The organism is Mucilaginibacter ginsenosidivorax (assembly GCF_007971525.1).
Lineage (GTDB): Bacteria > Bacteroidota > Bacteroidia > Sphingobacteriales > Sphingobacteriaceae > Mucilaginibacter > Mucilaginibacter ginsenosidivorax.
On record NZ_CP042437.1, the window covers coordinates 3,631,305 to 3,655,102 of the forward strand.

The window sequence follows — 23,798 nt, forward strand, 5'->3', positions numbered from 1 at the left end:
TACCTGATGGTTACTCGCAAAGACGCTGAGAAGCAAAGAAAAATAAGAAAATCGGCTTTTGTTTTTCTTCAACGATTGAACATAGCCGGATTAAAAAAAAGCGGGTAATGCATAAACACTACCCGCCCTCATTGTAATATTAAACTTTATTGTTATTCAATAACGCTTACTTTAAGCATATTGGTTTTGCCTTGTTTAATAATTGGCACGGCTGCTGTGTTAATAACTACATCGCCAGCTTTAATAAGTTCTGCACTTTTAAGTATGTTGTTTACATCGCTGATGGTATCATCTGTACTTTCAAGCTTATCGTAATAAAACGAACGTACGCCCCAAACCAGGCTAAGCGCGTTAAGCAATTGCTTGTTTGATGTAAATATATAGGTACTTGCCTTAGGCCTGTGGCTTGATATTTCAAAAGCGGTATAACCAGAAGTAGTCATGGATACAATACCTACCGCATCGGTGCGCTGTGCCAGGTGAACTGCCGACTCACAAAGCGCGTTGCTCAGGTAATTTGCAGCAGTTGCGTCAACTTTTTCTTGTTTTGATGTATTATAAGGATAGCCCAGTTCTTCTACATTGCGTACAATTTTGGCCATGGTTTCAATAACAATAACCGGGAACTCGCCAACAGATGTTTCGCCGCTTAGCATTACTGCATCGGCACCATCCAGTACAGAGTTGGCTACGTCATTAACCTCGGCGCGGGTTGGGCGCGGGGTGGTTATCATTGATTCCAGCATCTGGGTAGCCACAATTACCGGTTTTGAAGCCGCGCGGCATTTGCGGGCAATCATTTTTTGCAGCAACGGTACTTCTTCCAAAGGCATTTCAACACCCAAATCGCCACGGGCAACCATTACACCATCGGTAGCTGCAATAATTTCGTCTATATTATCAATAGCCTCTGGCTTTTCAACTTTAGCAATAACCTTGGCAGCCTTGCCGCTTTTGGCAATAATTTCTTTAAGTTCGATGATGTCCTGGCCGGTACGTACAAATGATAAACCAATCCACTCTACATCATATTTTAATGCAAATTGCAGGTTAATCAAATCCTCTTCGGTTAAGCTGGGGATAGATACTTTGGTGTTGGGCAGGTTAACACCTTTACGCGATGTTAATATACCACCATGCACTACTTCGCACATTACGGTATCAACCCTGTTTGTTTCAATTACCCTTAACTGTAGTTTACCATCGTCCAGTAAAATAATTTCACCGGCCTGTACATCCTGTGGGAAGGTATCGTAAGTGATATAAATCTGCTCGTCGTTACCAATACATTCCTGTGTGGTAATTTTTATTTGGGTACCGTTTACTAAGTGGATACCGCCATCTTTTACTAAACCAATACGAATTTTAGGGCCTTGCAAATCGGCAAGGATGCCAACATTGGTTTTGTATTCTGCATTAATTTCCCTGATAGTATCAATAACTCCTTTATGATCTTCGGGGCGTCCATGCGAAAAGTTAAGACGGCAAACGTTTACACCAGCCTTTATCATCGCTAATAAAACTTCTTTTTTAGCTGATGCCGGGCCCATGGTGGCAACAATCTTAGTACGGTTATAGTATAATTTCATATTAATCGGGTTAAACTGGCTTTGTATTCACATTAGGTGTGATACCAACACTTTTAAAATTTTGCGCTAAAATAACAGATTTTCCCGTGATTTTATTTTTTTCGGATCAATCTTTACTGCGGCAACAATTTCGGGTATTTTATTTAGGGTTGATATCAGGTTATCAAGGTCGGTATCATCAATATAATTACGCACCATTAAAAAATAATCGGCACTCTTCATTTCGGGCACTAAATAGCCCTCAGAGCCTTTATTGCCAATAAAATAAAAATCGGTTTCGGTGGTTTCCCAGTTATAATGGTATTTGGAGAACAAAACGGGTTCGCTTCCGGGGTAAATATCAACAGACAGATCTTCAGTTTTAATAAAATTAAAATTTAAAAATTTGTTGATAAGATAACATACACGGTAATCTTTTAACGAAGAAGTTACCGCAATAAGCACAAAATCAAAATCGATCTCAAACTTTAAAAATTTCCTGTTCAAAATCATTACTTTTACCGCATCAAAAATACAAATCCAAACCGCTTCAATAAAATTTTGTTATCGAATTATATTGTAAAAGTTTTAGATTTGATTATTGACAGAATTTATTTTTCTTTGCACTGAATTTTTATTAATCATTAAACTATAAAGACTATGTCTGATATCGCTTCAAGAGTAAAAGCTATTATCGTAGAAAAACTGGGTGTTGACGAAAGTGAAGTTACACCAGAAGCGAGTTTCACCAACGACCTTGGTGCCGACTCGTTAGACACCGTGGAATTAATCATGGAGTTTGAAAAAGAATTTAACGTGGCTATTCCTGACGATCAGGCTGAAACTATCGGTACTGTAGGTCAGGCTGTTGCTTACCTTGAAAAAAACGTTAAATAAGACTCCCTAACTGGATTAAATGGAGTTCAAAAGAGTTGTAGTAACCGGGCTTGGAGCACTTACTCCAATTGGTAATACCGTTTCTGAATATTGGAATGGTTTAATCAATGGGGTAAGTGGCGCTGCCTTTATTAAAAGTTTTGATACCACACATTTCAAAACTAAGTTCGCATGTGAAGTAAAGGGCTTTGATGCGGATGGTTTTTTGGGTCGTAAAGATGCCCGTAAATTAGATCCGTTTGTTCAATACGCGCTTTTTTCAACAGAAGAGGCAGTGAAAGACGCGGGTTTAGATTTCTCGAAACTGGATACCAGCCGTATAGGTGTTATCTGGGGATCGGGCATTGGCGGTTTAAAAACGTTTTTGGATGAAGTTGTAAACTTTGCCAAGGGCGATGGCACCCCACGTTTTAACCCATTTTTTATTCCTAAGATGATAGCGGATATAGCCCCCGGCCATATCTCGATCAAATATGGTTTGCGCGGTCCAAACTTTTCAACAGTTTCTGCCTGTGCTTCATCAAACAATTCGCTTATCGATTCTTTTAACTATATCCGTTTGGGTAAAGCTAATATGTTCATAAGCGGTGGTTCTGAAGCAATCATTAACGAAGCTGGTATCGGCGGTTTTAACGCCATGCACGCATTATCAACCCGTAACGATGATCCGGCAACGGCATCACGTCCGTTTGATTTGGACAGGGATGGTTTTGTTGCAGGTGAAGGAGCTGGTACCATAATTTTAGAAGAGCTGGAGCATGCAAAGGCCCGCGGCGCTAAAATTTATGCCGAAATGATGGGTGGCGGAATGAGCGCTGATGCTTACCACATGACAGCACCACACCCGGATGGGCTTGGCGCGGCACTGGTAATGCGGTCGGCACTGGAAGACGCAAACTTAACCCCTGCAGATATTGACTATGTGAATGTTCACGGAACATCCACCCCAATAGGCGATCCGCAGGAAATTAAAGCGATACAGGATGTTTTTGGCGATGATATTTACCGTATAAATATCAGCTCAACCAAATCAATGACTGGTCACCTTTTAGGTGCTGCCGGCGCGGTTGAAGCTATTGCCTCTATATTGGCTTTACAGAATGGTATAATACCCCCTACTATTAACCATTTTACCGATGATCCATCGTTTGATCCTAAAATTAATTTCACCTTTAACACTGCTCAAAAAAGGGATATTAATATAGTGCAAAGCAATGGATTTGGTTTCGGCGGCCATAATGCTTCTGTGATATTCAAGAAATACGTAGATTAATTGTGGTTTAATGCCTATCAGCCGGTTATACAAGCTTTATATATCGCCCAATAGAAAATATGTTAAGGTTTTAAATAATTTGCTCGGTTTCGTGCCGGGCAATTTGTCTTTATACCGTTTGGCATTCAGGCATAAGTCTGTTGCCCAAAACGTAAAAAAAGGGGTAAAAAACAGTAACGAGCGATTGGAGTTCCTCGGCGATGCCGTTTTAGGCAGCGTAGTGGCCGAAGTGCTTTTTAAACTGTACCCTTATGAGGATGAAGGGTTTTTAACCGAGCTGCGATCAAAAATTGTGAGCCGTAATAATCTGAATGCCCTTGGCCGCAAACTTGGTTTTGATAAATTAATTGAGTACGATAGCCGTATGCTAAACTCCAGCAGGCAGGGCTCATTACTTGGCGATGCCTTTGAAGCACTCATTGGCGCCGTTTATTTGGATAAGGGATATGATTTTACCAAAAGCTTTTTGATAAACCACATCATCAAATCGCATATAGATATTCATAAACTGGAGCAAACCGAAACCAACTTTAAGAGTAAATTAATTGAGTGGTGCCAGCGCCATGGCCGCGATATTACTTTTGAACTGGTAACGAACCAGGAAGGTGAAAACACCAAACTATTTACTGTACAGGCCCTGGTTGATGGCGAAATAACAGGCTCGGGCAAAGAGTTCAGTAAAAAGAATGCCGAGAAGCTTGCCGCCGAAAAAGCCTGCGAAACGCTGGGCATTTAACAATACTGTAGTGTCAACGAAATTGACAGATTGTCTTTAGCCCAAAGTCTTAAGTTCTAAGTCGAAAAAGAAAAAATTAACTTTAGACTTCCGACTTAATACTATTGACTTAACACTACATCTTTCTTTAGTGTTGCCCCGGCTTTGATAGCCTGGTAGAATCGGATTTGATAAACGTTGGCGAATTCAGCAATTCCAGCTTCTCTTTTTCCCCGCTGTTTTTGTAGTAATCGTACGATTTTTGGATGTGACTTATCAGGTCGTAATCATTCCAGCCTTTCAATTCGTCGAAGGTTGGCGTATAATAATTCATGAAGCGTTGCGCCTCTGCATCTGACTGCACTTTGGTAACCTGTTTTACAAAATTGATATTATACCGCCGGTTTACTTCGGCCTGTTCAATCTCGCCTTTTGAGAATTGGGCAAAGCGCTTAGCCCTGTTTGGTGTTTGGCCAAAAAGCTCATAAATGCCTGTTAGAGGGTTGGTAATAAACGATGTTACAGGGGGCTTGCCAGCGTAAAAAGTACCCTGTTTGCGGTAATCGCCCATAATTTCATTAACCTCCTGGCGCTTGGTTTGGCCGGTAATTTTTACTTCGGCCAATACAATCTGGGGCTGCAGGTAAACAGGCATATCGCTGTTGTTCAGTACTTCTATTTTTTGCGGTGTGAATTTTTCTTTCGAAAACAGCAATGTGTCGCCAACCGAAACTTTAACTGTAAACCAACCAAGGTCATCGCTCATGAGTGTAACATTGGTTCTTAAGTTTTTGATCATTACCTGACCAACACGTTCGGGCGTGCTTTTTTTGGATATCACCCCTTTTAGGGTAAATTCCTGTGCTGATGCATTTAAAACAAAGCAAAAGCAAACGAGTAACTGCAGGGTAAAACGAATGCGCATTAGTACAAATAAGAACGTAAATATATACAGAGTATTTTACACCAAGTGTGAAAAAGTGTTAAAGGTAGTTGAAATTCGCCGCCTTAAGCCATAAGTTCAAAGTCATTAACAGATAGTTAACCCCGGGTTTTTACAAAACTTAAGACTTAAAACTCATGACTTTAGACTTTCCCGCTAAAACCCTATCTTTGCACATGATAAAATCCATGACAGGGTATGGAATTGCCAGTTTTGATTCGGGTAATACTAAATACACCGTTGAAATTAAATCCCTGAACAGTAAATTTCTTGAACTTTCGCTTCGTTTGCCTAAAATTTTCTCTGAAAAGGAATTTCAGCTGCGTAACGATTGCAGTAAACTGATTGAGCGTGGTAAGGTAAACTTATCTATCAATGTAGAGCAGGTTAACGCCTCTGTAAAAGCAGCCGGTATTGATAAAGTATTGCTTAAGCACTATTATCAGCAACTTAAGGATGTAAGCGTTGAGCTTAACGAGCCCGCCGCCAACCTGATGCAACTTGCCCTGGGCTTGCCCGAAGTTGTTAAATACGATGAGGAAACCGTATCTGAAGATGAGTGGAAACAGGTTGAAAAAACCTTTCAGCAGGCCATGGCCGCTTTTCAGCAATTCAGGGCTGATGAAGGCAATGTGTTGGAGAATGATGTAAAATACCGCATTGGTATCATCCTTAAAAACCTTGAACTGGTTGAACTGGAAGACCCTAAACGGGTACCGCTGATTCGCGAAAGGCTGAATACTTTCCTGGCCGAAGCCACCAATCGTGAAGCCATTGACCAAAACCGTTTTGAGCAGGAGCTTATTTATTACATAGATAAGCTGGATATCACCGAAGAAAAGATCCGCCTTAAAACTCACTGCGAGTATTTTATCGAAACCCTTAAAAATGCTGATGCCAATGGCAAAAAGCTGGGCTTTATTTCGCAGGAGATAGGCAGGGAAATAAATACCCTTGGCTCAAAAGCCAACGATGCCAATATCCAAAAGCTGGTAGTAGGCATGAAGGAAGAATTGGAAAAAATTAAAGAACAACTGTTAAACGTATTATAGTTCATTGGGTCATTGGTTCATTAGTTCATTGGTAGTAAGCTGGTGACTATGCGCCACCAATCACTAATGAACTAATGAACTAATGAACCAATGAGCCAAAACGGTAAACTCATCATATTTTCGGCACCATCGGGTGCTGGTAAAACTACAATAGTACACCACCTGCTGAGTATAATTCCCGAGCTGGAGTTTTCCATTTCGGCAACTACCCGGCAGGCCCGGGGCGATGAGCAGGACGGCAAGGATTATTACTTTATTAGCCTGGCCGAATTTACACACCGTATTGCCAAAAAACAGTTTGTTGAATTTGAAGAAGTTTACACCGGTACATTTTACGGCACCTTGCGCGCCGAAATTGAGCGCATCTGGGCAAAAGGTAAAACGGTGATTTTTGATATCGACGTGGAAGGTGGCCTTCACCTGAAACGTAAATACGATGGGCAGGCGTTGGCTATCTTTGTTCAGCCTCCATCATTAGAGGTTTTAATTGAGCGTTTAACCGGCCGGGGTACCGATAGCGAAGAAAAATTGAAAGAACGCTTTGCCAAAGCCGAAAAAGAACTAAAATACGCTCCCCAGTTTGATATTATCCTTAAAAATTACGATCTTGAAACGGCTTGCAAAGAAGCAGAAGGATTGGTGAGGAACTTTATTAGCCCCCCGGCCCCCTAAAGGGGGAGTGCTAAATTCAATTTGGCCAGGGCTTACAGATTAATAACAAAACTTTAATTTATTCCCCCTTTAGGGGGTTAGGGGGCACCACTGAAATGAAAATAGGCTTACTGTTTGGTTCATTTAATCCAATACATATAGGACACCTTATTATTGCCAACTACATGGCCAACCATACTACTTTGGACAAGGTTTGGCTGGTAGTATCGCCCCAAAATCCGCTCAAAAAATATGGCGACCTGATTAATACCTACGACAGGTTGGAGATGGCCCGCCTGGCTACTGATAACGCCACTAACATTACTGTAAGCGACGTGGAACTGAGGCTGCCTCAACCCTCTTATACGATAGACACCCTTGCTCATTTAAAAGAAAAATACCCCGAGCATGAGTTTGCCCTCATTATGGGCTCAGATAACCTTGGTACCCTGCATAAGTGGAAGAATTATAAGCTTATCCTGCGCGATTACCGCATTTACGTGTATCCCCGCCCCGGCTACGAAAACGCCGAACTGGCCGACCATCCTTCCGTAACCATCACCATGACACCGCAGATGGAGTTATCGGCAACCTTCATCCGCAAATCCATCGCCGAGAAAAAGAACGTACAGTATTTTGTGCCCGATCCTGTTTTGAAATTTATTGAGAGTAAGAGTTTGTATAAGTAAAGTTGTATATTTATAAAAAGGAGATCGAGATATGCTTACTAAAGATAAAGTAAAGGAATTGATAGATCACATGCCAGAAACCTTTTCGGTTGATGATCTGGTAGATAAAGTCATCTTATTGCAGAAAATTGAAAATGGCGAGAAAGAAATTGAGGATGGCGAGGGAATAGACTGGGAGGACATGAAAAAAGAGATGGATCTGTGGTTAAAATAATACTATCCAAAACAGCCCGATTAGACTTAAAAGACATTATAGATTACATAAAACGCGATTCTATAAAATATGCGCGGCTGGAAAGAATAAAAATTGAGGGCACCATAAACAGATTAATTTTACACCCATTAATTGGCCGGGTTGTTCCCGAATTGGAAGATCCGAATTACAGAGAGCTGATTTTTCAGAATTACAGGATAATTTATAAGGTGGCATCTTCCGAAAAAATCTATATTCTTTCCATCCACCATCATTCCCGATTAATAGCTAACAATCCGGCATTCGGGCCAGAAGAATAACCTTTAACCTTTCACCTACTTCCACTATATTTGCTTTTGTGAGCGAGAAAACCATACTTAAATTACAGCTACCTACCGATCCGCTTTGGGTTAAAAATGTGGCGGAAAGCAATATTGAAGAATTGCTGACCGACCATGCTTTTTGCGAACAGAAGGCCGCCAGTAATGCTATTACCCTCATTGTACAAAACCCCAACCTATCCGACTTGGTGCAGGAAATGGCCCTGTTGGTACAGGAAGAAATGGACCACTTTAAACGGGTACATGACATTATTGTAGCACGTGGTTTTTTAATGGGCCGCGAGCGTAAAGACAATTATGTAAACGAACTGCGCAAGTTTATTATCATAGGTGGCGGCCGCGAAGCGCAGCTGATAGACCGCTTATTGTTTTCGGCGATGATTGAAGCACGCAGCTGCGAACGCTTTAAAGTACTGTCAGAAAATATTAACGATATCGAACTATCCGGATTTTACCATGAACTGATGATAAGCGAGGCTACACATTATTCGATGTTTATACGGCTGGCCAAAAAATATGCCGTGGAAATAGATGTAGAAATGCGCTGGAAAGAGTTTTTGGCTTACGAAGCTAAAGTGATCCAGAACTACGGGAAAAGCGAGACTATACACGGTTAATTCATTTTTATAAGTAAAAACTATGCTGCTTAAATGTATCGCAATTGACGACGAACCCCTGGCATTAAAACTTATTGCCGGGTATGTTGCCCGTTTCCCGTTTTTGCAGTTGCTGAATACTTTTGAGGATGCCATTTCGGGTGCTGAATTTTTAAAAAATACGCCAATCGACCTGCTTTTTATCGACATCAATATGCCCGATATTACGGGGATTGACCTGGTGCGCGCCCTAAAAGTTAAACCCATGGTGATATTTACCACCGCTTATAAGAACTTCGCGTTTGAAGGCTTCGAACTGGAGGCGATTGATTATATCCTGAAACCTATCGACTTTAAACGCTTTGAAAAGGCAGTTGAAAAAGCGGTTGATTATCACCAATACAAAACCAGGCCCGCCGCGGAACAGGCCGAAGAAAGCCTTTATGTATACTCGGAATACCGGATGGTAAAGGTTGATTTAAATACCATTGAATATATTGAAAGCATGGAAGATTATATAAAAATTCATGTTACCAATGCCAAAACGGTGCTTACGCTGATGCCATTAAAAAAAGTACTGGAAAAGCTGCCCGCAGATAAATTTCAGCGCATCCACCGGAGTTATATTGTACCGGTGAACAAGATCCGGTCGATCCAGAACCGCAAGGTTAAACTCACCGACATCGAATTGCCCGTGAGCGAAAGCTATCTTGATTTTGTCAGAAACTGGATGAAGTCGCGTTAATAACACCGTTTTTATTTATTCATCTATACAAAATGCCTGTTCGCCGATACACGGTTGGTTGATGGCTTATTCTGCCGCATCTTTACATCGTTATCCCAGCGGCGTTTGCAGGGCAAAGTTGGGGTTAACATACCCTTTTTTCATAATAGTTTCGATAAGGCGTCTGTGTTTAGGATACACAGGCGCTTTCTTTTAACAGGATTTTTCGCATATAGCTTATGTTCAAAGGTGCTCAAGAGGGCTTCGCCGTTTTTAGGATGGGGCAGGATTGACAGGTTTTTTTTTGGTGTTCCAATTAGTGCAAACTGCCCACTGAAAACCGCTTACTGCCCACTCACAAACCCCACCACATTTTGCAAATAATTATCCATCATATCTATATCCACCACATCATTTAAAAAACCGATGTGCATATCGGGGCGTACGATGATGGCTTTTTTTTGATTGCCTTTAATCTCGAAAATATCAAATACCAGCTGGTTTTTGGCTGATGGGGGCAGGTAAAAAAAGTTGAGGTTTGCAGGGTATTTCTGGGTTATCCACTTGGCAAGGGTAAAAAGGTCAATTTCCTGAAGCTTGCCAAGCGCTATGATGGTAAAGCCAGGTTTGCTGCACCATTCGTGCAGGTCGGTTTCCTGTTGTTTCTTCTCGTCGAAAACTTTGAGGTAGGGTAATCTGTCGCCTGCTTTAATTTGGTTAGCATGGCTCAGGTTCAGGCTAATCTGGCTATCACGGTAGCTGATACCGGTTTGCGATACCCGCTTAAAAAACGTTTGCCGTGATGCGGGCTTGCCCCATGCCCTTTTTAGCAATACCGGCAACAGCCATTTTTTAAATAGCCCGACAAACCAATTGCGCGACAGGATCATTTTAAAAATCCGGTCGGTAGTGTTTAGCAGTTCCCGCGCTACGGGCATACGTTCGGCTGCATAACTATCTAAAATGGATTCTTTTAATTGATTATTAACAACACCTGCCAATTTCCAGGCCAGATTATAGGCATCCTGCAAACCGGTATTCATACCCTGCCCGCCAACCGGCGAGTGAATGTGCGCGGCATCGCCTATTAAAAAGCAACGCTGCTCCCTGAATTTGCCCGCCATGCGGTGGTGTAGTTTATAGGTAGCAAACCAGTTGGTGTGCGCTATTTTAATGCCAGCCTTGGTTATGGTATCCAGGTAAGGTATTACATCGTCCATTTGCAACCCTTCGCGGTTGTCAAACTCATTGGGCAGGTTGCCCACAATACGGCAATAATGCTCCTCGGGCATCAGGAAAAAAGCTGCGAAACCTTTTTTTGATAGGTAGAGGCTCACTTTATCGCCCAAAATATCCTCTATTTTAACATCGGCTACATAAAACTGGTGTTGGTAAGTGTCGCCGTTAAAAGTTAGTTGTAATTGTTTGCGGATGGGGCTGCGTGCGCCATCTGCGGCTATCAACCAATCGCAGGTAAGGGTTTGTGTATCGGTGCCGGTTTGCAACAATAGCGTCGCTTTTGAGGCATCCTGCTCCGCACTTAGTAAAGTAGTGTTCCAATAAACCGGGCAGCAGTTAAGCGTTAAATAATCAAGCAGCAGGCGCTCGGTTTTGCTTTGCTGATACATGTAAATGTAGGGGAAGGCAGTTTGCCCATCGCCAATGCCATCAAGGGCTAAGGAAGCTACTTCGAGACCCTCCTGGTTAATAACTGCCCCGGCAACTGCTTTGCTGGCGGCAATTACCCGTTCAATAACGCCCATCTGCCTGAAAATCTCCATCGAACGGGCCTGTACAGCCAACGCTTTCGATTTATCGGTAGGCCCCTGCTTACTATCAATAATTACGGGCTGCACCCCATAACGCAATAGCTGGGCGGCCATCATCAATCCCGATGGACCGGCGCCTACTATCAACACCTGGGTATGTTGCTGCGTAATCTGCATGCTTTATCCGTGGAAGAGTAAAAATATAGTTGGGCGTTTATGTAGTTCGGGCACTTTCTTTTGCCAGTCCATAACGGTTTTGGTTTGCACAAATTCGGTAGTAGCAGTCAGATCTGTAGCTATACAAAGCTTTGTTTTTGGTGATGCTGTTTTTAGCACCTCTTCCAATAAAGAGTTGTTGCGGAAAGGTGTTTCAATAAAAATCTGTGTTTGGTCAAGCCGGGTTGCCAGGCCTTCCAGCTCTTTTATTTTTTTACTTCGCAGTAGCTTATCAATAGGCAGGTAACCATTAAAGGTAAAACTTTGGCCGTTAAAGCCAGAAGCCATCAGTGCTAATAAAATAGAGCTTGGCCCAACTAAGGGCACTACTTTAATACCCATGCGGTGGGCTTTATCTACAATTTCGGCACCCGGGTCGGCTATGCCGGGGCAGCCGGCTTCGCTCATCAGGCCAACATCGTTACCGGCTTGTAAGCCTTTAAAAAAATCGGCTTTGCCCATGTCGCGGTTATGTTTGCTATAATCGTGTATGGTAAGTTCGCTTTGCGGAGTTTTTAAACCGGCTTCTTTTAAAAACTTGCGGGCGGTTTTCTCATTTTCAACAATATATTCCTTAATACTGTTAATAGTATCAACCAGATAGGGGGTAAATGATTTTGCGGCCGCTTCTTCGGCCAGGGGCACGGGTATTAAATAAAGGGTTCCATAGGGCATATTGCAAAGTTGGTGTTTTTTGTTTAATTTAAGCTATTGAAAGGAGCCTGAAAAATATGAAACCACTGGGCGTTAACTGGTTTATTGAAGGATATATTGATTTTGAACACAAAAAGTATGTACTGCTAAATTACCTGCAGGAAATTAACCGCCATTTTGATAAAAGCAGGCTATATCCCAACCTTGCCGATTTGATATTCCATTACAATAACCTGGTAGATTTTAAGAAAAATAAATCGCTCATGCAGCAGGCCTTTCCGCAACGCCTTACCCAGGCCGATATTGATGCCGTTAAGCTCACCTACCAAAAAATTATCCAGGACGACCAAAGTATGCAGGAGATAGAGCAGATCATCGCCTATGCTATGGCCCAGATGAACCCAGCTATACAAATAGGTAAGGAAATTTATGACTTTGTAGAGAGCCACCTTAATATCAACCCGATAGGTATTATGCCGCTGATGCCATATCATGGCTATTTCTCGTTACGTAACGGTAAAGAACGTACCGGTTTCATTTACGAATACCAGATTACCATTTTTGAGGGAAAGGATGATAAATACCGTGGTATTAACATTAATTTTCTTGAAAATTACGAATACAGCATCGCAAACACCCCCGAGGCCATGAAGCTAAAACTCATCAACCGCAATAAATTTATGCCCAACCCGGCGGTATATTATGTGCACAGCGATATTACTTTTCCGTTGGAGCAGACTTTATTACCCGTGGCAAAAAGAAGCTTGGTGAAATATATATCGAATGCGGCGTAATCTGAACCGGAATTCAACGAATTTTTTGAATTAACAGAATTTCCGAAGTATGGCTTGTAATTAAGTTCTGTTAATTCTTTAATTCGAAAAATTCCGGTTCAGACAATCAATTCCATAAAAAAGACCGTTATCCCGGGCCTGAACCCGGCATAACAGCCTCTCTTAAAAAAATCGCGAATCGTTTGGTAATGGTTATTCTAAGGTAATCTGCCTCCTTATGCTTTCTTCAAGCGAAATGAAGGTTTCGGTACGTTGAATGCCTTTTACACCCTGTATCTGCTCGTTTAAAACCTCGCGCAGGTGGGTGGTATCGTGGCATACAATTTTGGCAAAAATACTCCACTCGCCGGTAGTATAATGCAACTCAACTATCTCTTTTATAGTTTTTAATTGTTTTACAGCCTCGTTATATTGCGATCCCTTTTCCAGGTAAATACCCAAAAAAGCGGTAATATCATACCCTAACTTTTGCGGATCTACCTCCAGACTGGCACCCTTAATTACACCCATCTCCTCCAACTTTTTCATCCGCACGTGTATGGTTCCGCCAGAAACTATTAACTCTTTAGCTATCTCGGTGTATGGCGTGGTAGCATTTTTCATTAATATTGATAAAATCTGTATATCGAGATTATCAATTTCTAAATTTTGAGCTTTTCTGTGGGACATAAATTTGAATATCTATATTGAAATACAAGTTTAATTAAAATTTGAATAAAAATAAAATATTTTTGTTGAAATATTTGCAAGGAATTGATAGGTCTCTTAAATTTGTATCAAGCAAGTGACAAATGCTGAGCGTTCTTTTAAAGAAAAACAATGTTGGGTGGTGAAATTTTTGGCAGACACACCTCCTTGTCCCGGTGGCGGAGATCATAGAAAACCCGAAGCGGGCTAACTACTCTGTGGAGGTTCGAATCCTTCCCCAACAGCAAATCCATGAAAGACGGGATTTATATAATGTAGGATGGTGAAATTTTTGGCAGACACACCTCCTTGTCGCGGTGGCGGAGAAATTGGGAAACTTTTAGCAATAAAAATAACCACTCCGTGAAGGTTCGACCCCTTCTCCTACAGCTCTTCTCATAATTTAGGTTTATAATTGGTTAGTAAAGGCCCCTGCCCATCAGGGGCTTTGCTGTTTCTAATGGTTTTTTCTTCGGTTGTTTGGATTAAAGGAGTTTTTAATATCGAACACCGAATGTCCAATATCGAATAATGAAGAAAAAACTTCGATGTTGGGCATTCGAAATTCAGTATTCGATATTATTTGTCCTTTTGTTTTCCTTAGCTTAATGACATTGACCGGTATACGCTGCAATCCATAACGCTTAATCGTCAGAATCAGGATTTACAGAATTTTTAAATATTCAGAATTTTGGATTCTGTAAATTCGGGAATTCTGTAAATTCTGATTCTGACAAATATTGTGTCATTGTTACACAATAGGTATTGACACATCGATATTTAATTATAAATTTGATAAGTGCCAATAGATTGTATCATTTTGTCACAATAGCTCCTAAAACCAAGTTCTAAACACCAGTTTAACCCAAAATTCATAATAGTCGATATGAAAAAAATCGCCCTGTTTGTTCTTGTAGCCCTAAGCTGCATTTACTTGTCATGTAACAAAACCAGGCCCGGTAAACCGCGCGTGCTTATATTTTCAAAAACCATGGGCTTTCACCATGCATCCATAGATGCAGGGATAGCCGCAATTCAAAAACTGGGGGAGCAAAACGGATTTGATGTAGATACCACCAAAAACTCCGCAATGTTTAATGATACAACCCTTAAAAAATACGCAACAGTTATATTTTTGAGCACCACCGGCGATGTGCTTGATTATCGCCAGGAAGCAGCTTTTGAACGCTATATACAGGCTGGTGGGGGCTACGTGGGCATCCATGCCGCAGCCGACACCGAGTATGATTGGGGATGGTACGGCCGCCTGATGGGCGATTGGTTTTATGACCACCCAGGCATTCACGATAAAAACCCGAACGTGCAGCCAGGCACCTACAACGTAGTTGACGCCGACAACGATGCCACCAGGCATCTGCCCAAAGTATGGAAACGTACCGATGAGTTTTACAGCTTTAAAAAGGCTTTGGCAGCCGACGTACATGTTTTAATTACCCTTGACGAAAGTACCTACAAAGGTGGTAAACGTATGGGGCTGCACCCTGCCACCTGGTACCATGATTTTGACGGGGGCCGCGCCTTTTATACCGCCATGGGCCATACCGACGAAACTTATAAGGACGATAATTACCTTAAAATGCTGACCGCCGGTATTAAATATGCCATTGGCGAAAATAAAGAGCTGGACTACACAAAAGCTAAAACCCAAACACCACCGGAAGAAGACAGGTTTGTTAAAACCCAACTTTCGACCGGTGAATTTTTTGAGCCAACCGAAATGACCGTACTGCCCAACCTGGATATCCTGGTGATACAACGCCGGGGCGAGATTATGCGTTATGACCATGCTACCCAAAAAGTGAAACAGGTAGGCTTTTTTGATGTATACTGGAAAACACTACACACCCCGGGCGTAAATGCCGAAGAAGGGATGCTTGGCCTGGCGAAAGACCCCGACTTTGCAAACAACAACTGGGTGTACATTTACTACAGCCCTGCCGATAGCTCGGTTAACCGCCTGTCGCGCTTTACGTTTAAGAATGATACGCTGGATAAAAAGACAGAGAAAGTAATTCTTGAAGTAAAAGCTCAGCGCGAAATTTGCTGCCACACCGGTGGTTCAATAGCCTTTGGGCCAGGGCCGGATAAAATTCTGTTCTTCTCGGCAGGTGATAACTCAACCCCGTTTGATGAAAAAGGGCAAAAATATGTAACCAGTGGATATGCGCCTTTAGACGACAGGTCCGGTCACTTACAGTTTGATGCCCGCCGGTCGGCAGGGAATACCAACGATTTGCGCGGTAAAATTATGCGTATCAAAATTAAGGACGATGGTACTTACGATATCCCCGAAGGCAACCTTTTTCCTAAAGGCACGCCAAAAACCCGCCCCGAAATTTATGTAATGGGCGACAGGAACCCGTACAGGATCTCTGTAGATCAAAAAAATGGCAATTTATACTGGGGTGAAGTTGGCCCGGATGCACATAACGATAGCCTGGACACCCGTGGGCCAATGGGGTACGATGAAGTAAACCAGGCACGCCATGCAGGTAACTTTGGCTGGCCGTATTTTGTGGGCGATAACAAACCATATCATATTTATGATTACGCCACAGGCAAATCGGGCCCTGCATTTGACCCTAAGCACCCGGTAAATAATTCACGTAATAATACAGGCTTAACAGATTTGCCGCCGGCGCAACCGGCATTTATCTGGTATCCTTACGGCCCGTCGCCCGATTTTCCTCAGGTTGGTACAGGTGGCCGTAACGCCATGGCAGGCCCGGTTTATTATACCGATATGTACCCTGCCGAAACCCGTTTGCCCGATTATTACAACGGCAAGTTTTTAGCTTACGAATGGATGCGCGGCTGGATTAAAGCCGTGAGCCTAACCCCCGAAGGTGATTTTGATAAAATGGAGCCATTTTTTCCTGGTCTTAAATCAAATTCGATGATTGATATGGAGGTTGGACCCGATGGCAGGCTGTATGGCCTGGAATATGGCAGCGGTTGGTTTACGCATAACCCCGATGCAGGCTTATTCCGGATAGATTATATTAAAGGGAACAGGCCACCAGTAATAAGCAGTGTAAAGGTTGATAAAACAACAGGACTGTTGCCTTTCACAGTAAAATTAACTGCCCAGGCCAAAGACCCCGAAGGCGACAAAATAACCTATAGCTGGAAAATGGGCGACGGTACCACTAAAGAAACCGATGCCCCGCAACTTAGCTATACTTACACCAAAACAGGAGATTATAAAATAAGTGTTGAAGCCAAAGACGCAGAAGGCGCTGCAAGCAAAGGCAGCCCCGTTAATGTTTATGCAGGTAATGAGCAGCCCGTTGTTTCGGTGAAATTAACCGGTGGCAATAAATCGTTTTACCTGCCGGGTGTTCCCCTTACTTATGCGGTTACCGTTACCGACGGCGCGGCAACCGGTAAGGTTGATGCAAAGCGTATTATAGTTAACGTTGATTATATTGATGGCTATAAAAAGCCTGTTGAAGCATCTCAGTTGGAGCAAACAGCCCCCGAGAATATGGGTAAAACACTTATGCTGAGCATGGATTGCAAAAGCTGTCATAAAGAGGTTGGTAAATCAATAGGCCCTGCGTTTATTGACGTAAGCAACAAGTACCAGAAAGACCCTGATGCCATGAATAAGCTAAGCCAGAAGGTTATTAAAGGCGGCGCGGGCGTTTGGGGCGAAACCGCCATGTCGGCCCACCCAAGTATTAAAAAAGGCGATCTGGAGCAGATTATCGGTTGGGTAATGTCGTTAGGAAAGGATAGTCAGAAAAAATCCTTGCCGCCAACAGGCACTATTATGCCCGATCCGGGCAAAACACCATCGGCCACTTTGGTATTAACAGCTAAGTATACCGACGATGGCACCGATGCCATTAAAGCCTTAACCGGTACCGGCGTAGCTACATTAAACAGCAGCAACTACCTGTTCACAGGCGCCGAAAAAACAAGCGGTTTCACCGGGTTTAAGTATAACGGCATGAATTTGATGATCATTCCGCCGGGTGAAGGTTGGTTTGAGGTTGATGATATTGACCTTACCGGTGTAAAATCAGTAAACCTCACAACTTTCTGGCAGGCTGCGCCAACGTATGGTTTCAATTTTGAACTTCATGCTGATGCGCCGGATGGTAAACTGATTGGCAAAGGCGGCATGCCAACGCCTGCAAAAGACCAAAAAGGAGGCATGGCGCATGTAGCGGTTACCCCGGTAACCGATGGTAAAATGCACAAGCTGTTCTTTATTTATAAACCGGTAAAACCGGGCGCCCTGACGGCCGGTGTTACAGGCTTGATATTTAGCGCGAAATAAAAGCCCGCGACAACTTTTGAGAGGTTGACTTTAAACAAGAAATCCCGGTAGTTAAACTTGCCGGGATTTCTTGTTTTTATCGCTGTCGGAGATGGAGGTCATTGTTCCGATAAGTGTTTTTGAGTAAATTCTTCCAGTGTAATACTTTTTCCGGCTTCGTATTGTTGCATTCCGCGGCTGATACTTTCTGAAACATGGGGAGGGAATGTAACAGTGCTTGATTCAAACTGCACCTTCAATGCTTTCAATACAGCTTTAACTGTTTTCAGTTGCTCTGCACTTTCAGGATGTATAAGAATGCTTTCCATATAGACAAATATACCGATATCAACCTTTTATCTAAAGCGCATATTCCCATTTTCAACTCATAAAGCCTGCTTCCTTTTAAACTCGCTTGGAGTACAATTGTACTGCGCCTTAAATACGGTTGAAAAATAATTGGGGCTGGCAAAGCCTACCATGTAGGTTATCTCGGAGATGGAATAGCCTTCGTGTGTGAGCAGGTACCGGGCTTTTTTTAACCTTCGGGTTAAAATATAATCGGTAATGCTACAGCCTAACAGCGCTTTTACTTTGCGGTACAGCTGCACCCGCGATATGCCGATAGTTTTGCAGATATCATCTACATTAAAGTTTTCGTTGGCCAGGTTTTGCTCAACAATACCTGCAAAATCGTTGAGGAATTTTTTATCGAGCGATTTTGATGCAGGTATTTTGCCGTGGCTTACATCGCTTGTAAAATGTTCTTTAAGTATTACCCTGTTTTTGATCAGGTTTTTTACTGTTGCCAATAGCTGATCGTAATTGAAGGGTTTTACCATATATACATCGGCCATGCTGCCAATGCCGTCAATTTGCTGCTCAACGCTGGCCTGCGCCGTAAGTAAAATAACGGGAATGTGCGATGTCCGGATATCTGTTTTAAGGCTTTCGGTGATTGCTTTGCCCGACATGCCTGGCAGTACCACATCTGATATAATAAGGTCGGGAACTTTTTCAAACGCTTCCGCCAAACCCTGTAATCCATTATCTGCTGTGAACACTTCGTAATCGGCACCCAGTTTATCGGCAAGGTAGCCCAGCAAATCGGTATTATCTTCAATTATCAGGACGGATTGCTCTTTAGGGCTGCCAAGGCCGGTCGCATCGGTTTTTATTTCGTCTTGTTCAAGGTCGGTAGTATAAATGCGCGAGCGCTCGTCAATGGCAGCCGTGCTAACTGGCTTGCCATGCTGACCGGTACTATAATTGTAAGGGTTGCCCAGTGGCAGTGTAATGGTAAAAATTGTTCCATGCCATTTTTTACTGCTTACCTTAATACTACCATGATGCAGCAAAACAATCTCCTTGGATAAGGACAGCCCCAGGCCCGAGCCCTTCGCATTACCGTTGTCGGCCTGGTAAAACTGGTCGAAAATATGTTCGGCTTCTTCCGGCTCCATGCCAATGCCGTTGTCCTGGACGGCAATTTCAACATGGTCGGTGTTTAGGGTAAAGGTTACCTGGATGCGGCCATTATCCTTAATAAACTTAAGGGAATTGGATAATAAGTTAAAGAAAACTTTATCAAGCATATTGGCATCAAACCAAACATTTATATTCTTCTCTGCCGATGTTAAGCTCAGGCTGATGTTCCGTTTGCGGGCATTGTGCTGAAAGCTATCCATGATGTCGGTAACAAAAGCTACCAGGTTGTTTGGCGCCGCATTAATTTGCTGTTTATCGTATTCAATTTTGCGGTAGTCTATCAGTTGGTTAACCAGCCTTAACAGCCTGAACGTATTTTTATGGATTAGCTTTAAATTTTTGCCGCCTATAATATTCAGCTTCTCGTTTTTCATCATATCCTCAACCGGCGATAGAATGAGCGTTAAGGGCGTACGGAACTCGTGCGAGATATTGGTGAAAAAGTTCAGCTTGGCTTCGGTGGCTACTTCGGCCCTGGCCGACATTTCTATCAGCTGGTTACGCTGCAACAAAATTTCGTTGTTTTTTACTTCAAGACTTTTGTTAATCTTTCGGTTCTCCATCAGCCAGTAAAAGGCAAGCCCACCAAAAACAATGGCCAATACCAGGGTTATTACAATAATATTTAAAACTAACTGCTGGCTGTTGTAAACCTGCCGCTGCTCTTCCAGTAACGATTGCTGCCTTTCAATATCCTTTTGCTGGCTGTTAATTTTGTTCCACTGCATTTTCATGAGCTGCACGTTGGTTGAATCGATAACCAACGACTGCAGGATGTTTTCTTTGGCAAAAGCCTCTTTGTTTAGGATCCTGAACGCGGTGGTAATGGCTTCTTTGCCGCCGGTGGGGTATACCAAACTGGCATCAATAGTTTTTGACGCTACCATTTGCAGGCCGCCGCCGGCGCCGGGCATAGCATCGACCCCTAACACTTTAACGTGGTGGTTTAAATGCAGGTTGTTTAACACCTCCCTGGATGCACCTGCCATAACATCGTTATGGGCAAACAGGGCATCGGCTGTTTTTAATTCGGGTTGTACCTGGTAAAGTTGTTTTTGGGCATGGTCTTTCAGCCAATCGCCATATACCTGGGCTTTAATATGGATATTATTAAATTTAGCCAGGGCATCACTGAAACCTCTGTGCCTTTCAATTGCAGGCGAAGAGCCGGGCAAGCCCATTACCTCTACAATGTTGCCTGTGCCTTTTAAATTGCTACCAATATATTCGCCGGCCATTTTACCAATCTGGTAATTATCGGCGCCCACATAGGCTGTATAAAGGTCTGATGATGTTTTACGGTCAATTACAATTACCGGGATGCCTTTATTATAGGTTTGCTCAACTATACCCGTTAAAGGCTGTGCTTCGTTTGGCGATATGATGAGCAGGTCGATGCCTTCATTCAGCATTTGCTTTACCTGTTCAATTTGTTTTTTGCTGCTGTTATCGGCATCGGCATAAATGAAACGGGCATCGGGATGTAACGAAAGCTCCATTTTCATTTCGTCCAGCATGTTGCGCCGCCACAAGTCGGAGCCTACACATTGCGAAAAGCCTATTGTATACTGCGATGTTTTGTCGGCTTTTTTACAGCCGGTAAGCACCATGAGTATGCATATGGTTGGCAATAACAGGTTGCGCAATTGATGAAGCAAAGCCATTAAAAAATATTAAGTAAACGTTTAAGCACGGTTTTATTGGTTAATACAATTCTTTTTGGGGAGGATGTATACAAAAGTATCGATAAATGTTTTTACAATACAAATAACAACCCCCTGTCGCAGGCTATCCCTTGTATCATAATGTATCAAAACTGGAAATACCGTGTATCAAAATCAAACATCCGGATGGTACAGAATTAAAGATAAATTTTATTGCATTGATAATCAATAAATTAACTCCATTTTAATTTTTGTACTGTTTTGGAATAAAATCAATAACTGCCGCTTTGCATATCGCCCTACTTTGCAACCGTAAATCCAATTAACACCTTTTATAATTATTATGAGAAAACATTCCGTCCTGGCCTGGTCCATGGTGGTGGCCCTTGGTGGCTTCCTTTTCGGGTTTGACACCGCTGTGATATCGGGCGCCGAAAAATCTATTCAGCACTTCTGGCACCTGTCTGTAATGGAGCATGGGCTTACTATATCTATCGCGCTTATCGGTACTGTAATTGGTTCATTGTTCGGTGCAAGGCCATCAGATATCTTCGGAAGAAAAAACACGTTATACTTTGTAGCTGCAGCTTACCTGCTATCGTCATTAGGTACCGCGCTCGCCGATAACTGGTACCTGTTTTTGGTGTTCAGGTTATTGGGTGGCCTGGGTGTAGGCATATCATCGGTAACAGCTCCTATTTATATTTCAGAAGTTTCGCCTGCGGATAGGCGGGGGCGTTTGGTTGGCTTGTTTCAGTTCAATGTAGTACTGGGCATCCTTATCTCGTACCTATCCAACTACCTCATTAGCCAGGGCGGCGAAGCTTCATGGCGTTGGATGCTGGGCGTGCAGGCCTTCCCTTCAGCTCTGTTTTTAGCGCTCATTTATTTTATACCCGAAAGCCCCCGCTGGCTCATCCTCAAAAAAGGCGAAACAGGCAGGGCATTGGAAATATTGAGTGTAATCAATCCGCTCAATTGCGAGCAGGAACTGGCTGCTATCAAAAATTCTACCCTTCATGACACTGTTTCAAGCGGCAATCTTTTCTCGGGCCAATATAAAACTCCTGTAATATTGGCGGTGCTCTTTGCCTTTTTTAACCAGGTATCGGGCATCAATGCTATCATATACTACGCGCCCCGCATTTTTGAAATGGCCGGGCTTGGCGCGCATTCTTCGCTGCTATCCACGGTTGGTATAGGGCTAATCAATTTCATATTCACCCTGTTGGGCATCAATATTATTGATAAGGTGGGGCGCCGCACATTAATGCTGGTTGGCTCATTCGGGCTAATAGCATCGCTATTTATGGTGGCGTTCACCTTTTACTCGGGGCACATGAGCGGGTTTGCAATCCCTGTTTATATGATGATGTTCATCGCCTTTTTCGCCTTTTCGCAGGGGGCGGTAATCTGGGTTTTTATCTCCGAAATTTTTCCCAACCAGGTACGCGCCAAAGGACAAACACTTGGCAGTTCTACTCATTGGGTAATGGCTGCAATCATCGCTTTTTGTTTTCCCTACCTGGCCGAGTCATTGGGCGGGGCGGTTACCTTTTCCTTTTTCTGTGTGATGATGGTATGCCAGCTCATCTTCGTCTGGAAGTTTATGCCCGAAACCAAAGGCCGTTCATTGGAGCAGATAGAAACTAATATGGTAATGCATTAATAATTGAAATGACGATGACCCCGCAAACAAACATAACAACCCCGGCCATTTGCTACGGCGAAATCCTATGGGATGTATTGCCCGATGGCCCGCAGCCCGGCGGCGCATTGCTTAATGTGGCGTATCACCTGAATAAACTGGGCATGCCCACCAGCCTGGTAAGTAAAATAGGCAACGATGCAAACGGCCACAAGCTGGAAAACTTGATGGACGGCTGGGGAATACCCAAACATTTACTACAAACCGATACGGAGCACCCAACCAGCCAGGTAATTGCTAAAATGAACAATGGCAACGAGGTGTCGTACGAGATTGTTTTCCCGGTGGCCTGGGATTTTATTAACGATAGCGAGCATATTATCAGCCAGTTGCAGCCATCAACGTACCTGGTGTATGGCAGCCTGGCCTCACGTAACAACGTATCGCGTAATACCCTGCTTGAATTATTGGACGGTGATGCGATTAAAGTATTTGACATTAACCTGCGCCCGCCTTTTTTTAGCCGCGACTTGTTGGAAGAACTTTTGCGCAAAGCAGATATTGTAAAATTTAACCAGGCCGAACTGGAAATGGTGCAGGGATTATTCCGTGGATCATTCTGGAAAGAATCGGAACAGATCAGGTTTATACAAGACCATTTTAACATTCCCGAGATCGTGGTTACCAAAGGTGAGTTTGGAGCATCGTACTACAAGCAGGATAAGGCATATCATGTTGCCGGCCGCGAGGTAAAAGTTACAGATACTATTGGCAGCGGCGATTCATTTTTGGCCGCGTTTATTGCCAACCATTATAACGGCGTACCGCCGGAAACCTTATTAAAAAACGCAATAGCGATGGGTGGCTTTATTGCAACAAAGAAAGGAGGTTGCCCCGATTATAACATCGCAGAATATCAAGATTTTAAAAACCAACTATTTTAAATAA

Annotated in this window: 22 protein-coding genes and 1 tRNA gene; 15 read left to right on the plus strand and 8 right to left on the minus strand. The window is 43.0% G+C overall.

What is annotated here, in order from left to right; genetic code table 11:
* Positions 1–152: 152 nt before the first annotated feature.
* Both pyk and FSB76_RS15265 read right to left on the minus strand, forming a co-directional pair.
* Positions 153–1,589 carry a pyruvate kinase gene (pyk, locus tag FSB76_RS15260; RefSeq protein ID WP_147054747.1) on the minus strand — a complete coding sequence of 479 codons (1,437 nt, stop codon included), beginning with the start codon at positions 1,587–1,589 and terminating at the stop codon, positions 153–155.
* Between the two features lie 66 nt (positions 1,590–1,655).
* Positions 1,656–2,075, minus strand: coding sequence for an IPExxxVDY family protein (locus FSB76_RS15265; RefSeq protein ID WP_147054749.1), 420 nt, complete (start codon positions 2,073–2,075; stop codon positions 1,656–1,658).
* Positions 2,076–2,228: 153 nt separating this feature from the next.
* Here FSB76_RS15265 and FSB76_RS15270 point away from each other — a divergent pair, with 153 nt between their 5' ends.
* From FSB76_RS15270 to rnc, 3 genes are read left to right on the plus strand one after another with little or no spacing between them, the layout of a single operon-like run.
* On the plus strand, positions 2,229–2,465 hold the full coding sequence (locus tag FSB76_RS15270; RefSeq protein WP_031266521.1) for an acyl carrier protein: 237 nt from the start codon (positions 2,229–2,231) through the stop codon (positions 2,463–2,465).
* A gap of 19 nt (positions 2,466–2,484) precedes the next feature.
* Entirely contained in the window at positions 2,485–3,738 is a 1,254-nt protein-coding gene (gene fabF, locus FSB76_RS15275; RefSeq protein WP_147054751.1) for a beta-ketoacyl-ACP synthase II, read from the plus strand.
* A gap of 10 nt (positions 3,739–3,748) precedes the next feature.
* Positions 3,749–4,474 carry a ribonuclease III gene (gene rnc / locus FSB76_RS15280; protein WP_147054753.1) on the plus strand — a complete coding sequence of 242 codons (726 nt, stop codon included), beginning with the start codon at positions 3,749–3,751 and terminating at the stop codon, positions 4,472–4,474.
* Between the two features lie 127 nt (positions 4,475–4,601).
* Here the strand turns inward: rnc and FSB76_RS15285 are convergent, their stop codons facing one another.
* Complete coding sequence (locus FSB76_RS15285) at positions 4,602–5,378, minus strand: hypothetical protein (protein WP_147054756.1); 777 nt, start codon at positions 5,376–5,378, stop codon at positions 4,602–4,604.
* Positions 5,379–5,584: 206 nt separating this feature from the next.
* On the opposite strand from FSB76_RS15285, the gene FSB76_RS15290 reads away from it, so the two are divergent.
* From FSB76_RS15290 to FSB76_RS15320, 7 genes are all read left to right on the plus strand, one after another.
* Complete coding sequence (locus tag FSB76_RS15290) at positions 5,585–6,448, plus strand: YicC/YloC family endoribonuclease (protein WP_147060990.1); 864 nt, start codon at positions 5,585–5,587, stop codon at positions 6,446–6,448.
* A gap of 90 nt (positions 6,449–6,538) precedes the next feature.
* Positions 6,539–7,120 (plus strand): guanylate kinase, encoded by a 582-nt coding sequence (gene gmk / locus FSB76_RS15295; protein WP_147054758.1) that lies wholly within the window; start codon positions 6,539–6,541, stop codon positions 7,118–7,120.
* Between the two features lie 95 nt (positions 7,121–7,215).
* Positions 7,216–7,788, plus strand: a complete 573-nt coding sequence (nadD, locus tag FSB76_RS15300; protein WP_147054760.1) for a nicotinate (nicotinamide) nucleotide adenylyltransferase — start codon at positions 7,216–7,218, stop codon at positions 7,786–7,788.
* 31 nt (positions 7,789–7,819) lie between these two features.
* Positions 7,820–8,002: a hypothetical protein gene (locus tag FSB76_RS15305; protein WP_090638363.1), complete on the plus strand. Its 183-nt coding sequence runs from the start codon at positions 7,820–7,822 to the stop codon at positions 8,000–8,002.
* Positions 7,990–8,301 carry a type II toxin-antitoxin system RelE/ParE family toxin gene (locus FSB76_RS32970; protein ID WP_158642905.1) on the plus strand — a complete coding sequence of 104 codons (312 nt, stop codon included), beginning with the start codon at positions 7,990–7,992 and terminating at the stop codon, positions 8,299–8,301. The genes FSB76_RS15305 and FSB76_RS32970 overlap by 13 nt, the downstream gene beginning before the upstream one ends.
* 38 nt (positions 8,302–8,339) lie before the next feature.
* Positions 8,340–8,939: a tRNA-(ms[2]io[6]A)-hydroxylase gene (miaE, locus tag FSB76_RS15315; protein WP_225976520.1), complete on the plus strand. Its 600-nt coding sequence runs from the start codon at positions 8,340–8,342 to the stop codon at positions 8,937–8,939.
* Between the two features lie 22 nt (positions 8,940–8,961).
* A complete protein-coding gene (locus tag FSB76_RS15320) occupies positions 8,962–9,663 on the plus strand; it encodes a LytR/AlgR family response regulator transcription factor (RefSeq protein ID WP_147054762.1) in 702 nt (233 codons plus the stop codon).
* Between the two features lie 323 nt (positions 9,664–9,986).
* Here the strand turns inward: FSB76_RS15320 and FSB76_RS15325 are convergent, their stop codons facing one another.
* Positions 9,987–11,588: an FAD-dependent oxidoreductase gene (locus FSB76_RS15325; protein ID WP_147054764.1), complete on the minus strand. Its 1,602-nt coding sequence runs from the start codon at positions 11,586–11,588 to the stop codon at positions 9,987–9,989.
* 3 nt (positions 11,589–11,591) lie between these two features.
* The gene (locus tag FSB76_RS15330) at positions 11,592–12,302 is read right to left on the minus strand and encodes an SAM-dependent methyltransferase (RefSeq protein ID WP_147054766.1); all 711 of its coding nucleotides are present in this window, start codon (positions 12,300–12,302) and stop codon (positions 11,592–11,594) included.
* Positions 12,303–12,358: 56 nt separating this feature from the next.
* Here FSB76_RS15330 and FSB76_RS15335 point away from each other — a divergent pair, with 56 nt between their 5' ends.
* Positions 12,359–13,075, plus strand: coding sequence for a hypothetical protein (locus tag FSB76_RS15335; RefSeq protein WP_147054768.1), 717 nt, complete (start codon positions 12,359–12,361; stop codon positions 13,073–13,075).
* Between the two features lie 192 nt (positions 13,076–13,267).
* Here FSB76_RS15335 and FSB76_RS15340 read toward each other — a convergent pair whose 3' ends face one another.
* Positions 13,268–13,744, minus strand: a complete 477-nt coding sequence (locus tag FSB76_RS15340) for an Lrp/AsnC ligand binding domain-containing protein (protein ID WP_076373882.1) — start codon at positions 13,742–13,744, stop codon at positions 13,268–13,270.
* A gap of 151 nt (positions 13,745–13,895) precedes the next feature.
* Between FSB76_RS15340 and FSB76_RS31965 the strand changes: the two genes are divergently transcribed.
* Positions 13,896–14,007: transfer RNA gene (locus FSB76_RS31965), tRNA-Asp, on the plus strand.
* A 641-nt stretch (positions 14,008–14,648) separates the two neighbouring features.
* Positions 14,649–18,071 carry a ThuA domain-containing protein gene (locus tag FSB76_RS15345; protein WP_147054771.1) on the plus strand — a complete coding sequence of 1,141 codons (3,423 nt, stop codon included), beginning with the start codon at positions 14,649–14,651 and terminating at the stop codon, positions 18,069–18,071.
* Between the two features lie 98 nt (positions 18,072–18,169).
* On the opposite strand, the gene FSB76_RS15350 is transcribed toward FSB76_RS15345, so the two are convergent.
* Together FSB76_RS15350 and FSB76_RS15355 are read right to left on the minus strand one after the other, a co-directional pair.
* Positions 18,170–18,379 (minus strand): DUF2683 family protein, encoded by a 210-nt coding sequence (locus FSB76_RS15350; RefSeq protein WP_147054773.1) that lies wholly within the window; start codon positions 18,377–18,379, stop codon positions 18,170–18,172.
* Between the two features lie 57 nt (positions 18,380–18,436).
* Positions 18,437–21,202 (minus strand): substrate-binding domain-containing protein, encoded by a 2,766-nt coding sequence (locus FSB76_RS15355; protein WP_225976521.1) that lies wholly within the window; start codon positions 21,200–21,202, stop codon positions 18,437–18,439.
* Positions 21,203–21,545: 343 nt separating this feature from the next.
* Here FSB76_RS15355 and FSB76_RS15360 point away from each other — a divergent pair, with 343 nt between their 5' ends.
* Entirely contained in the window at positions 21,546–22,871 is a 1,326-nt protein-coding gene (locus FSB76_RS15360) for a sugar porter family MFS transporter (RefSeq protein ID WP_147054775.1), read from the plus strand.
* A 14-nt stretch (positions 22,872–22,885) separates the two neighbouring features.
* Positions 22,886–23,794 (plus strand): carbohydrate kinase family protein, encoded by a 909-nt coding sequence (locus FSB76_RS15365; RefSeq protein ID WP_158642906.1) that lies wholly within the window; start codon positions 22,886–22,888, stop codon positions 23,792–23,794.
* Positions 23,795–23,798: the final 4 nt, after the last annotated feature.